Here is a 13,739-nt window from a genome sequence, read left to right as displayed (position 1 = left end):
CTTGCAAGTACCGTGCCAACATTAAAATCGCTTTATACTAGCAATCTATTGTTTTATTTTACTTTTTGAAGTTAGACAAAATTGGACACTGTTCCAACTTTGTCTAACTTTGTCCAATCTTAGAGGAATCAATTATGTAAACTGGATTTAAGGTGCATAATAAGCGTGTGGGTTGAAAATTACATTGAATAATTAGCAAGAAAGCTTTTATGTAAATATGATATAATGCTGAAGGAATCGTCTTCATTTTGAATAACACCAAAGCTTTTAAAGGAGGTTGGTTAAAGTAAAACGGATTTTATAGAAGTTTTACCGTAAAGTTGGATGTAAATTAAACGATGAAAGATGAGGTGAAAACCTGGACAACATCCAAAGTTCTCGTCACTAGATGACATATCGCCAGGTTACTGTTATGCACAATGCAATTCAACACATTACAAGTTTTCATGTATACGCAGCCATTATTATATTTATCATTACATATTTTTTGATTATGACCGAAAAGATCAATCGCGCTTCAGCAGCTCTTTTAGGTGCTATATTGATGATTCTGTTAGGTATTGTTGACTTTAATAAGGCCATTATGGAGCACATTCAATGGGAAACGATTGTCCTTCTTATGGGTATGATGATTTTAGTCGGCATCACAAACAAAACAGGCGTGTTTCAATACGCAGCTATCAAGTCTGCTAAAATCGCTAAAGGTGATCCGGTTCGAATTCTAGTTATTTTATCGATTTTAACAGGTGTCGGATCCGCTTTTTTAGACAATGTAACAACGGTGTTGTTAATTGTTCCGGTTACATTTTCAATCACTACTATCTTAAATATTAACCCTTTTCCATTTCTTATTTCAGAAGTGCTGTTTTCAAATATTGGAGGAACAGCAACTTTAATAGGAGATCCACCGAATATCATGATTGGGGCAGCGAATCCTCATCTTGATTTTAACGCTTTTTTATTAAATTTAGCTCCTGCAGTACTAATTATCGGTGTTGTTACACTAGGAATTCTTGTTCTTATTTATCGTAAAAAATTAAAAGTAGAAGATAGTAAAAAACAAGAGCTAATGAGTTTAAATGAAAAAGATTATATTCAAGATTCCGCTTTAATGAAAAAATCGTTAACGGTATTAGTATTAACGATTCTAGGTTTTACCCTGCACTCCGTTTTACATATCGATGCGGCTATGGTAGCCATTACGGGTGCAGCTGTATTATTGGTAATTGGATTAAGAACCCATGATGAAGTAGAAAGTGCGTTTGATTCTGTTGAATGGACAACGATTATTTTCTTTGCTGGTTTATTTATTCTTGTCGGAGGATTAATCGATGTAGGCATTATTAAAAAGCTGGCTGCCGGCGCGTTGAACGTTACAGACGGCAATATTGCACTGTCAGCTTATCTGATTTTGTGGATTAGCGGAATTGCATCAGCTGTTATTGACAACATTCCTTTTGTTGCTACAATGATTCCGCTTATTCAAGATATGGCTCACGGAATGGGAATGAGCCCTGATTCTGCTCAAATCAGTGTACTATGGTGGTCACTGGCTCTAGGAGCATGTTTGGGAGGAAACGGTACGTTAATTGGAGCATCTGCCAACGTCATTGTAGCTGGCATGGCTGTAAAAAAAGGACATAAATTTTCATTTATGGATTTCTTAAAAATTGGAGCTCCAATCACACTCGTATCTCTTTTGATTTCAACGTTATATATCTTCCTTCGCTATCTTTTATTTCTGTAAGGGAGAGAAATTAAAATCTATACGAACAGTAAAAAAGACTTCTCAGCTGAGAAGTCTTTTTTGCTCTAGATATATGCGCTCAGGCAGCCCAGATGAAGTTGATAATAAAAGCGGCGCTAATGATGTACATAATCCAGTGAATTTCCTTCGCCTTGCCTGCTAACAGTTTAACGAATGTATAAGATAAAAACCCTAGAGCTAAGCCTTCGCCAATACTAAACGTTAACGGCATCAAAATAATGGTACAAAAAGCAGGTACAGCATCTGTTATCTCATCTAAAGGAATGTTTTTTATTTCCGTTAACATGAGAGCTCCAACCATAATTAAAATAGGGGCTGTAGCAAAAGAAGGAATAATGCTAATTAATGGCGTAAATAAAAGACTCACTAAAAACAATATGGCAACGACCAGTGCTTTAAGGCCCGTTTTGCCTCCTTCTGCAATTCCCGCAGCATTTTCTACATACGCGTTCATTGCGGTAGATCCCATAGCAGCACTGGCTACAGTCGCAAGAGAATCTGCCATAAGCGCTTTATCTAACCCTTTAATTTCTCCTTTTTCATCCATTAATCCAGCTTTTTTAGATAATCCAATCATCGATCCTAAATTATCAAATAGCTCCACAAGCGTAAATGAAAAAATAATAGAGAAAAGACCGTAATGAAGAGCAGATTTAATATCCATTTGTAAAAAAGTTTCCGACATGCTCGGCATTGAAAACGAGACTACGCTGCTGATGCTTTTAGGTGCTTCTACTATGCCCAGCACCATCCCGGCAATTGATACTAGCAAAATGCTAATCAGGGCAGCTCCTTTAATTTTTCGAGCAGTTAATACAGTTACCGCGATGAAACCTAATAAAGCGAGTAATGGTCCCGGTTTTGTAAGCTGACCAAGGGCTACTAAATTTTCTTTGTTGCTTACAATAATTCCTGCTTGTTTAAAACCGATAAAAGCAATAAATAGACCGATTCCAACAGAAATAGCACTTTTTAAAATAGCAGGTATCCCTTCAATAATCTTCTTGCGTAAGCCTGTTATTGTTAAAATAAAAAATACAACCCCTGAAATAAATACGGCTCCTAAACCTGTTTGCCACGTTAACCCTTCACCCAATACCACTGTATACGTAAAAAAAGCGTTTAGCCCCATTCCTGGTGCAACTGCAATAGGCATGTTCGCCCACAATGCAAACAAAAGAGTTGCAAACACAGTGGCAAAAATCGTAGCTGCAATTGCTGCTTCTTTTGGAATACCTGCATCTGCTAAAATCGTCGGATTAACAAAGATAATATAGCTCATCGTCACAAAAGTAGTAATTCCCGCAAGAATTTCTGTTTTTACATCTGTTTTGCGTTCGGTTAAATGAAACAGCTTATCTAACCATGAAGGGTTGGGTGCTGAGTTTTTTGTTAGTTCCATATGCTGAACTTCCATTTTTTCATTCATCGCCACTTGCTTTTCACTCCTTTAATGATCGATTGGATTTTTTTAACTAGTTTTTACAGCCCCTTTATCAACAAGTGTGTATTCAGTCATTTCCCCCCTCCTTTTTTATGAAAATATCTATAAAAAAAGCCGTGAAAACAGAAGGAAATCCTTCTATCTTCACGGCTCTTTGCTTCTGTAAACAGAAGATAAGCATCCGTCTTTTACGTGTTTTGCGAAACAAACGATTTCATCGCACGTTTTGCAATTTATATAGAGAAGTTATTTAAAGCAAATAACTGTACAAGAATTTTCGGTAACAGGATCATAATCTCTAAATAAAGAAGTGACCTGGATATCAAATAAAAGCTCCACTTTTTGCTTTAGCATTTTTTTATATTTAGTCGACAAAGCGGCATCAAGAGACATCACTAATTCTCTGTATTCTTCACTGAGGGCTTCTAGTGCCGGCATTCTTTTTGATTGAGCTAGAATAAGAATTTTATTATCAATAATATCTATTTTTTGAGTATTCACGCCTACATTAAAAATCTCTTGGCTAATTTGAGTATACAAAGTAGCTATCTTCTTTTTAGAGATCGGCTCCATATGCTTCACCTTTTTCGTTGTTAAAAATGTGTTTTGCTATATTGTTTTTACTTGATTATCGTCCTTTGACCAGCTGCCGATAAATTCAGGCTCATTATAGTCAAAGAAATTGGTTAAATTCTCATGGCGGTTATCAATAAAAAGCTGATTAGCGACTTCTGATACGAGCTTCGGTATCGCATATTTTAGACCTGAAAGAGCGGAAGCAGAAATTCCACAGCTAATTAAAGCGGAATAATTAAAAGCAAAAAGGCCATATACCATTTTTTGACCTTCCCCATCGCGATTTAAAAAAGCAAAGCCATTACTAAGATAAGGGTGGGCATCCAATACTGGATTGGCGATTTCATGTGGTGCTTTGTAATGATCGCTCCAGCGAGCGATGTGTTTTTCAACAAGGCGTAATTCTGGACGAAGAGCCGGATCTGTTAGAAGCCCTGTGCTAATAATTAAATAGTCAAATGTAAAGATTCCCTGAGGAGTTGTGACAACTGCTTTGTTCTGTTTTTCTTCGACATCCAGCCACGGTGCATGTACGTGTAAATGAAAACCCGGCCATGAGGAAGCGCGTCCAAATGTATCATTCGTAGGTGGCTGGTTGTATTCGAAAAAATGAGCCATCACTTCATATTTTTCAGCATCTGACAAAGCGTGGAAACGTTCAATCATTCCTGAAGCTTCCATTTGTCTGATTGGGTTAATACGCGGAAGTTCTTTTCGGCGAACAAATACATGAGCTTCAGCAACCCCTTCAGAAAGCGCATAGTTGGCGTTATCAAACGCGGAAGCTCCTCCTCCTAAAACAGCTACTTTTTTGTTCTTCAACGTAGTAAAATCAATGGTTTGGGAAGTGTGAGAATAAAGGTGAGGTGGCAACTTTTCAGAAACCATAGGCGGGACGTGCCACTCTCCTCCTCCTTGAATTCCTGTAGCTAGTATAACTTTACGTGCCATCAGTGTAGGACACGAAGCTCCATTCCCTTCAATATGCAAACGATGAATACCTGTTTCTCCCGGCTCAATTAACGTTAATTTTATTTCATTTGCCACAGGGAGGTTAAGAATGCTCCGATACCAGCGCAAATAATTCATCCAGTCTCCTCTTGGAATTTTGTCAAGAGCTTCCCATCCTCCTGAGCCAAATTGTGCTTCCCACCACGCTTGAAACGTCAGTGAAGGAATTCCTAAATCGATAGATGTTAAGTTTTTTGGTGTTCTCAGCGTAATCATTCGCGCATACGTTTCCCACGGCCCTTCTAAACCCGAACGGTTTTCATCAATAACAAGAATATTCGACACGCGTTCTCGCAGCAAACCAAAAGCCGTTCCTAAACCGCTTTGACCTCCTCCAATAATGATTACATCATATACGTGTCCGCTCTTAGGGATGATTGGCCTTGCTTCTGTTGGTTTCCTGAAGGAAAGGTAAGACAGATCGGTTTCTACTCTTTTATTTAAAGCTTCTAAGCTCATTGTTATCTCTCCTTTCAATAAAGTTTCTTTCTAATAAAAGTTTATTTTAAACCTTACACAAAATGATAGGTTTTATAACATCGTTTAATTTATATTTATATTATCACTTTTGGAATATGATTGTATCTCCATTCTCTCTAAAGTTTTTTTTGCAAATTGTATAAAATCACTAATATAATTTTTTTATATCTTATGTATGGAAGCATATTTACATCGTTTAAAAGGAAAAAACCATTACAAAGTTTAAGGAAGAAAGCTTTTCTGACATAAATTTTAAGGTAAACATGTGCGAGTTTGTGACAGTTATTTGTTAATTACGCTCTACTACTTGACTATCGTATTCATCAAATCTATAGTCATAATTAGTAACTCAGCAAAGGGAGTCAACGTATGAGAAATTTATTTAAAATAACAGCTATATTTACAACGATTGTTATGTTTATTTTAATGATTGCCGGCAGTCTGGTCACAACCACAGGATCTGGATTAGGATGTGGAAATGAGTGGCCACTGTGCAACGGGCAGTTAATACCCGAATACGCGGTAGCAACAATGATTGAATATACGCATCGTTTGATTACCGCATTTGCAGGTCTTCTTGTTTTAGCATTTTCTATTTGGGCTTGGATTCGTTATCGCAGAAACCGTGAAGTGAAAATTTTAGCGATTATGAGTATTGCATTTATCGTTATCGAGTCATTACTCGGGGCTTCAGCAGTTATCTGGCCTCAGTCAGCTGAGGCGCTAGCACTGCATTTCGGTCTTTCGCTTATTGCGTTTACCGGTGTATTTTTACTTTCCATCTTTGTTATTCAAAAGGACCGTTCGGACCATTTTATTAAAGGAGCGGTTACAGGCAAATTTAGATGGCTCGCATGGTTTACGCTTATATTTACCTACTGCGATATTTATTTAGGTGCATATGTACGTCACAAAGGTGCAAGCTTAGCATGTACAAGCTTTCCTGCTTGTTATGGCAACACTCTTATTCCAAAGCTATCAGGAACAACAGGCATTCACTTTGCCCACCGATTTGCTGCTCTTGTGCTGTTTGTTCTTATCATTTGGATTATGGTATCTGCCATTAAACAGTATAAAGAAACCCGCCGTGATATTTACTATGCGTCCATCATTGCAGTTGCTTTAACCGTTGCTCAAATATTTAGCGGTATCTTTGTTGTCATGTCTCGTTTAAATGTCTTTGCTACACTGTCTCACTCAGCATTTATTACAGCGTTATTCGCTACGCTTAGCTACATTTGTGTACAGACTTTAAAAGGTAAAAGACGATAAAACAAAAAAAACAAGTGCAGTTCATAACTGCACTTGTTTTTTTTGAGTTAAGCTAGTTCTATCCCGCCTGTAATCCCGTAAACTTGAGCTGTTACGTAGCTTGCATCCGTTGAAGCTAAAAATACGTATACATTTGCTAACTCTACCGGCTGACCAGCACGCTGCAAAGGTGTATCTTGTCCAAAGCCTGGAATAGCGTCGCTTGGCTGCCCTCCAGAAATTTGCAGCGGTGTCCAGATAGGTCCTGGAGCAACTGAGTTGACGCGAATACCTTTTGAAGCTAATTGCTTGGCTAGTCCGCGAGTGAATCCGTTAATGGCAAACTTTGTAGCTGCATAATCTAATAAATTAGGACTTGGGCTATAGCCTTGTACAGAACTTGTGGTAATAATAGAAGCACCTGCTGGTAAATAAGGCAGCGCTGCTTTTACGGTCCAATATAAAGAGAATACATTTACTTCAAAGGTTTTGCGCAGTTGGTCCGTTTCTAAATCAGCAAGATCTTCTACTGCCTGCTGTTTACCTGCTACGAGCGCTAAAACGTCTAATCCATCTAATTCCTTATAAGCTTTTTCTACTAGCTCCTTGCAAAAAGATTCTTCGCCTACATCACCAGGTATGAGTACTGCTTTTCTTCCTTCCGCTTCAATAAGCTTTTGTACTTCTTCTGCATCAGCTTGCTCTTGTGGCAAGTAATTAAGCGCAACGTCCGCTCCTTCTCTTGCATAAGCGATAGCTGCTGCTCGGCCAATACCTGAATCTCCACCTGTTACAAGAGCTTTTCTGCCTTTTAATTTACCTGCACCTATGTAACTGTTCTCCCCGCAGTCTGGGATGACGTTCATTTCTTTTTGTACACCAGGCGGTTCTTGATACTGTTTTGGATAGTCTTCATGGAAATATTGAGTTAATGGATTATTTAACTTTGACATATTCGTCACTCCTTTATAAATCAACCTTAACCAACTAAGGAAAAGTTTTCTATATGCTTGTTCTTCCCCTCTTCTTCTTTAATAAACATGTTTAATGTGCTCTACTATTCTCACCTTTCTTTCATTGCCATTCCCCTTCAATCAACAGCTAGAAACAGCTGCATACATGAAAACTACATTCACCATCACAATAAAAAATCCGAACGAGTCAAATTCTCCCTTAAGAATCTTGACTCCTTGTTCGGATCTTCTTTTAACTAAAATACGTTTATCCCCCCTCTTTAAATAAAGGGTGAGAGCTTTGTATTTTGTTGTGTACAACAAGTTTTATTTCTCGTCTGTGTCTGCTACTCTGTTAGTTCTACTTGTAAAGGCTTTGATTCCTCTTCAGCTTCTTTAGGAGTGCGAACGATTAACACATCACATTTTGCATAGCGCAAAATATGCTGAGATACACTTCCGATTAAGATACGCTCTACCGCGTTTAACCCGGTTGCACCGCATACAATTAAATCAACGTGCTTATCGGGAGCAATTTTTTTAGATATTTTTGTTTTAGGAGAACCGTGTTCAATTAATGTCTCGACTTTCGTTACTCCAGCCTTAATGGCTAGGTTACTATAGTTGGTTAAAAGTTCTTCAGCAAATTTCTCTGCATCTTGAAAGCGTGTATCCGTATAAAATGCATAAGGTGATGGACTTAACGCCTGTATGTCGATAACGTGACAAATTATCAAATGAGCGTTATTTTTTTTGGCACTGTTAACTGCTTTTTTGAATGCCCACTCCGCTTCTACAGAACCGTCTACTGCTACGAGGATGTTACGATAAGCCATATTCATCATAATCTCTCCTTTGTCTTTCGTTTATAAAGAACTTTCTTTGCTACACTTTTATTGTACTTCTTGCGCAAGCGAAAGTATGTGATTTTTATCACAAGGTAGAGGAATTAATAAAAAATGGAGCCGTGTGGGGGCACGGCTCCATTTTTATTGAACTTGAGAGTTAAAAGTCATTATCCAAATAGATCCTGCTACAATCGTAATAACAAAAACGATTCCAAGTATTAAAGCCATCACATTATAACGAGGCTTTTCTCCGTCTTTAATATGCATAAAGAAAAACAATTGAACAAAAAATTGAAGCACGGCCATTCCTAGAATGCTAGCTAGTAATATATTTTTAGCAAGTACGTGGTTTAATACCAGCAGCAGAGGAATAATGGTTAAAATAATCGAGAAAATAAATCCGATTGTATAAGCTTTTAACGACCCTTGGTTCTCCATCTACATCACCCCCATTAAATACACAACCGTGTAAAGGAAGATCCAGACGGCATCAAGAAAATGCCAGTATAAGCTGATAATCGTCACTTTTCGTTTTGTTACAGAGGTAATTCCGTATCGTTTTAACTGGATTGTAATTGAAATCATCCAAATGATTCCGACCGAAACGTGCAGCCCGTGTGTACTAACTAGCGTATAGAAAGCCGTAAAAAATGCGCTCGTAGAAATGGTTGCTCCTTCGTGAACCATTGTTTGAAATTCATGAATTTCAAGTCCAACAAAGCATACACCTAAAAGCAGAGTTACGATTAGCCAGCCAATTAAAGGCTTTATTTTTCCTTTGTGCATGCTTAACACGGCCAATCCGCTTGTAAAGCTGCTCGTTAATAAGATAAACGTTTCAGAAACAAATCCTGGGACTTCAAAAAATTCCTTTCCTGTAAGGCCTCCTACAGTATGATTAACAAGAACGGCATATGTAGCAAATAATGCTCCAAATAAGATACAGTCCGTTACGAGGAAAAGCCAAAAACCCATAACTTTGATTTCTTCATCATGTTCATGATGATGTTCTTCGTGGTGCGCTGTCGCATATGCCATGTTACCCGACCCTCCCTACTGAATCTTCTGTATGTCGAATTTCATCCACGGGAATATAATAGTCCGAGTTGTATTGAAAAGAACGGGCTAGTAAACAAGCTCCTACTCCTGTCAAACCGAATATCGCTACCCATACCCAGTGGAACGTTAAGCCAAAACCAGCAATGAACCAGAAAACCGACATGATAAATGGAATACCTGAATTCTTAGGCATATGAATTGGAGAAAAAGCCGCTCCTTCCTTCGCTTTTCTCTTTTTTCTTTCTTCTTTTATCGTCCACCACGCATCTTGCCCCGTTACTGTTGGAATCACTGCAAAATTGTAGTGCGGCGGAGGTGAAGGGATGGACCATTCTAATGTACGTCCATTCCATGGATCTCCTGTTACATCTCGTTCTCCGTACTTAATGCCATGAAGAATCTGCCATGCTTGAAAGATAAACCCTATGCCCATAAAGAAGGCTCCCACTGTAGAGATAACGTTCAGCGGTCCCCATCCCATGTCAAAATCGTACGTATAAATACGGCGCGTCATTCCCATAAACCCTAGTGCATATTGAGGCATGAAGCATACATAAAAACCAATATTCCACGTCCAAAATGCCCATTTGCCAAGACGGTCATTTAACTTAAAGCCAAACATTTTTGGCCACCAATAGTACAAACCTGCAAAAAAGCCGAATACAACGCCTCCGATTAACACTTGGTGAAAGTGTGCAACTAAAAAGTAGCTATTATGATACTGATAGTCTGCGGGAGCTGCTGAAAGCATAACACCCGTTGCTCCTCCCACAACAAAGCACGGGATAAAAGCAATTGTCCATAGCATCGGCTGGGTCATTTGAATACGGCCGCGGAACATCGTAAATAACCAGTTGAACACTTTAACACCCGTTGGAATTCCGATAGCCATCGTCGTAATAGCAAAAAACACATTCACGTTAGCTCCTGCACCCATCGTAAAGAAATGATGCACCCATGTGAAATACGAGAGAACGCTAATAATCATCATTGAAAAAACCATAGATTTATAGCCAAATATCTTCTTTTGAGAAAACGTTGCAACGATTTCAGAAAAAATGCCGAATGCCGGAAGTACAACAATATACACTTCAGGATGTCCCCACATCCAAATTAAGTTAATGTACATCATTGGATTTCCTCCGCCGGTCATGGTAAATAAGTGTCCGTCAAAGAAGCGGTCAATAAACAATAAAGCAAGCGTTACGGTTAATACAGGAAACGCGAAAATGATAATAATACAGCTTGCTAGAACAGACCATGTAAATAGCGGCATATGCATAAGTTTCATACCGGGCGCACGCATTTTTAAAATGGTCATAATGAAATTAATTCCAGAAGCCAAGCTGCCAATACCTGATATTTGAATGCCCCAAATATAAAAATCTTGACCTGGTCCAGGACTGAACTGCATGCCAGAAAGCGGCGGATAACTTAGCCACCCTGCATCTGGCGAGCCTCCGATTACAAACGACAAATTGAAAAGCATGGCGCCAAAGAAAAATAGCCAAAAGCTTACCGCGTTTAAAAAAGGATAGGCGACATCTCTTGCTCCAATTTGAAGCGGCACAACGATATTAAAGAAAGCAAACATAAGCGGCATTGCCATAAATAGAATCATAATGGTTCCGTGCGTAGTGAAAATTTCATTGTAATGATTAGAATCTAGAAAATGCCACTGGGGAAATGCTAGCTGCATACGCATTAATAATGCATCTACTCCGCCTCGAAACAGCATTAACAATGAAGAAAGCATATACATGATTCCAATTTTTTTATGATCCACCGTTGTGAGCCACTCACGCCATAGCCACTTCCACTTTTTAAGATACGTAAGAACAAAAATAATACCGGCTAGCGTTAACAAAATGGCGACATCTGCTCCGTAAATCATCGGCTCCCCTGTCACAAAAAAATGAGATGAAAAATCTTTTAATTTGTCTAACAACTTAGTTTCCTCCTTCCTGGTGCTCGTGCTGTGTATGTGCTTGTTCATCAGAAGCCACATTCATGGTCTTCATATCTTCATTTTTCATATGGTGATGCTGACTATAATATTGACCACCATTTTTAATGACAATTTCTTGGAACAAACCTTTAGGAATGGTAGAATACGATTTCTCCAAAGAAAGACCTTGTTTGGCAAGACTGTTATAATCAGCTTTTGTCAAAGCCGGTGCTGTTTCTTTTACTTGTTTTACCCACTGATTAAATTCTTTTGTCGATGTAGACTTAACTTTAAAGTTCATATGGGCGAACCCTTCACCCGTAAAATTAGCCCCTGAACCAAAATATTCTCCCTTGTGATCAGCTTGCAGCCAAAGCCCCATGGCCATTCCCGGCATGGTATATAATTGTCCTCCCAGCTGGGGTACCCAAAAAGAATTCATAGGTGCATCTGACGTTAGCACGAATTGAACAGGCACATTCTTTGGAATTTCTACATAGTTGACTGTCGCAATATCTTGATCCGGATATTGAAATAGCCATTTCCAGTCAAGGGATGTTACTTCAATTGTTAGCGGCTTTACATCTTTTTTCGGCGGATCTACTAATTCATAAGTTGTCTTGGCCGTAGCGAAACCTAAAATGCCGATAATAATAATGGGGATGCCCCACCAAATAAATTCAAGACGCTTGCTATCGTCCCAGTCTGGTCGATACGGAGCCTTGTTTCCAGGCTTATCACGGTAGCGTAAAACGATATACACAAGCAGACCTAAAACAGGAATAACAACAATTGTGCATAAAATTATGGAAAAAATAATTAACTGGTATTCTTTTTGAGCCACCGCCCCCTGCGGATTTAAAATCAAATAACGACTATCACAACCTGCTAGAAAAATTGTAATGAATACGAAGAGAATGATTAACTTGCCAATATGCATTGATTTTTGCTTTCTCACCTAAGCTCAGGCTCCCTTCCTTTAAATCTCTGTACATAATAATGGTATATAAACGTTCATATTAGAGATGCATCCCAACGGATCAAAGAGCTAAAAACCTCCTAACATATTGAAGTTTGTCATGACATATTGCTTACTTCTAAAAAATTATCATGTTGTATGTTTAAAAGGTGTGATATTTATCACACTTGAAGCGATTTTTATCTATTTTAAATGGCTTTACCATAATTTCGTCACATATTTGGTTAAATGTGGTGTGAAATGCCTTGCTCCTGGCGGGTAGATTCTTATAAAAGCAAAAAGCTCTTCCAGTTATTATTAACTGGAAGAGCTTTTTATAAGTAATAGTAGAAGTGGCGAGCTTCAAATCCTTATGAGTTTGTTTACTTGATCTGCTGAAATATCCAATCAATCATTTTTTGTTAAGAGAGTTACGACTTCCTTATATTCCTCTAACTCTTTGGTCTGTGCGAGAGTATTGATTTTCTCTAGCGATAAAAGAGAGCTCTGAATGATAAATGTGCGAGGCTCCGTATCATTTTGCAGTAATTCATCAGATATAAACGTAACAAATTCCAGACTCTTCTTTTGTTCCTCTTCGTTTGTTATTTTATTTTCAATCACCCGTTTTAACTTCGCGGTTACGCGCGTAAGCTCAGTCGAAAAATGACTTTCTGTTTTTTCATTAAATACCGCAGAGTAAACGGAAGGATTAAATAACTGTTCTTTTTGTTCTGCTACTTCGATTACGATTTCCTCTATACGCTTCATACAATAACGGACAATTTGTTCAATAGGCAATGGATAGTTCAGCGCTTTGTTCATTTTAAACATATTGTTAAGCATTCCTTCTAGCAGCACAGCTCCATCGAATAAATAAGGAGAAGTCTTAGACGGGAAAATCTGCTGAAAACGTTCATATATCCAGTTGAATGTTGCAGCTTTTAATTCCTCTACATATTGAAATGTTTTAACTTCATTTAAAACGAGTGTACTTTCAATCATTTCAGGAATTTTGTTTTGCTCTGCAAAGTTCAGCATAAAAATTATCTGTTCTTCAAATACCTTCTGATTATCTCCTTTATATTTAATGGCTACTTTTTCTCTTTGTAGAATAAGTGATTCTTGCAAAGACGAAAGTAATGAGAGAAGCAGTTCGCTTTTAGATGAAAAATATTTATAAAATGTTCCTTTTGAAATACCGCTTCTTTCTAATATATCTTGTACCGAAGTGTCTACGTATCCTTTTTCCATAAAAAGCTGGTGTGTGTGCCCTAAAATATCGAGCTGTTTTTGATTCATTGCTGCTACTCCTCTGTTTCTAATTTACTTTTTATTTAGTATAACTTATCTGCCTTTTCCTACGTGAACTTTATCCTTTTTCCTTGATAAATAAATAAAAATAATTATATACTATTAGTACACTTTTATACTATGTGTATA

General features: G+C 38.0%; 12 protein-coding genes. 2 read left to right on the top strand and 10 right to left on the bottom strand.

The genetic code is table 11. The features are described 5' to 3' along the window. The first annotated feature begins 412 nt into the window (after window positions 1–412). A complete protein-coding gene (locus tag ACO1DI_RS14835) occupies window positions 413–1,747 on the top strand; it encodes an ArsB/NhaD family transporter (protein ID WP_014460545.1) in 1,335 nt (444 codons plus the stop codon). Window positions 1,748–1,826: 79 nt separating this feature from the next. Here ACO1DI_RS14835 and ACO1DI_RS14830 read toward each other — a convergent pair whose 3' ends face one another. The 3 genes from ACO1DI_RS14830 to ACO1DI_RS14820 all read right to left on the bottom strand — a co-directional run bounded on the left by ACO1DI_RS14830 (window position 1,827) and on the right by ACO1DI_RS14820 (window position 5,258). Continuing rightward, complete coding sequence (locus tag ACO1DI_RS14830; RefSeq protein ID WP_140450718.1) at window positions 1,827–3,203, bottom strand: NCS2 family permease; 1,377 nt, start codon at window positions 3,201–3,203, stop codon at window positions 1,827–1,829. A 255-nt stretch (window positions 3,204–3,458) separates the two neighbouring features. Then, the gene (locus ACO1DI_RS14825; protein WP_013056580.1) at window positions 3,459–3,785 is read right to left on the bottom strand and encodes a Na-translocating system protein MpsC family protein; all 327 of its coding nucleotides are present in this window, start codon (window positions 3,783–3,785) and stop codon (window positions 3,459–3,461) included. 36 nt (window positions 3,786–3,821) lie between these two features. After that, window positions 3,822–5,258, bottom strand: a complete 1,437-nt coding sequence (locus ACO1DI_RS14820) for an NAD(P)-binding domain-containing protein (protein WP_209368918.1) — start codon at window positions 5,256–5,258, stop codon at window positions 3,822–3,824. Between the two features lie 390 nt (window positions 5,259–5,648). Between ACO1DI_RS14820 and ACO1DI_RS14815 the strand changes: the two genes are divergently transcribed. After that, a complete protein-coding gene (locus ACO1DI_RS14815; protein ID WP_098999848.1) occupies window positions 5,649–6,551 on the top strand; it encodes a COX15/CtaA family protein in 903 nt (300 codons plus the stop codon). Window positions 6,552–6,598: 47 nt separating this feature from the next. On the opposite strand, the gene ACO1DI_RS14810 is transcribed toward ACO1DI_RS14815, so the two are convergent. The 7 genes from ACO1DI_RS14810 to ACO1DI_RS14780 all read right to left on the bottom strand — a co-directional run bounded on the left by ACO1DI_RS14810 (window position 6,599) and on the right by ACO1DI_RS14780 (window position 13,598). Continuing rightward, window positions 6,599–7,483: an SDR family oxidoreductase gene (locus ACO1DI_RS14810; RefSeq protein ID WP_209368916.1), complete on the bottom strand. Its 885-nt coding sequence runs from the start codon at window positions 7,481–7,483 to the stop codon at window positions 6,599–6,601. Between the two features lie 347 nt (window positions 7,484–7,830). Continuing rightward, window positions 7,831–8,325, bottom strand: a complete 495-nt coding sequence (locus ACO1DI_RS14805; protein ID WP_026106550.1) for a universal stress protein — start codon at window positions 8,323–8,325, stop codon at window positions 7,831–7,833. Window positions 8,326–8,472: 147 nt separating this feature from the next. Beyond that, complete coding sequence (gene cyoD / locus ACO1DI_RS14800) at window positions 8,473–8,769, bottom strand: cytochrome o ubiquinol oxidase subunit IV (RefSeq protein ID WP_182420708.1); 297 nt, start codon at window positions 8,767–8,769, stop codon at window positions 8,473–8,475. Next, window positions 8,770–9,369, bottom strand: a complete 600-nt coding sequence (cyoC, locus tag ACO1DI_RS14795; RefSeq protein WP_014460554.1) for a cytochrome o ubiquinol oxidase subunit III — start codon at window positions 9,367–9,369, stop codon at window positions 8,770–8,772. 1 nt (window position 9,370) lies between these two features. Beyond that, complete coding sequence (qoxB, locus tag ACO1DI_RS14790; RefSeq protein WP_209368907.1) at window positions 9,371–11,338, bottom strand: cytochrome aa3 quinol oxidase subunit I; 1,968 nt, start codon at window positions 11,336–11,338, stop codon at window positions 9,371–9,373. 1 nt (window position 11,339) lies between these two features. Beyond that, entirely contained in the window at window positions 11,340–12,278 is a 939-nt protein-coding gene (locus tag ACO1DI_RS14785; RefSeq protein WP_115655145.1) for a ubiquinol oxidase subunit II, read from the bottom strand. A 426-nt stretch (window positions 12,279–12,704) separates the two neighbouring features. After that, window positions 12,705–13,598: a TetR/AcrR family transcriptional regulator gene (locus ACO1DI_RS14780; protein WP_182420710.1), complete on the bottom strand. Its 894-nt coding sequence runs from the start codon at window positions 13,596–13,598 to the stop codon at window positions 12,705–12,707. Window positions 13,599–13,739 lie beyond the last annotated feature (141 nt).

Origin of the sequence: Priestia sp. 40 (genome assembly GCF_049368575.1) — a bacterium.
Classification (GTDB): Bacteria; Bacillota; Bacilli; order Bacillales; family Bacillaceae_H; genus Priestia; species Priestia zanthoxyli.
Note: the sequence above shows the minus strand (reverse complement) of the source record. Positions and strands in the feature narration are given on the sequence as shown.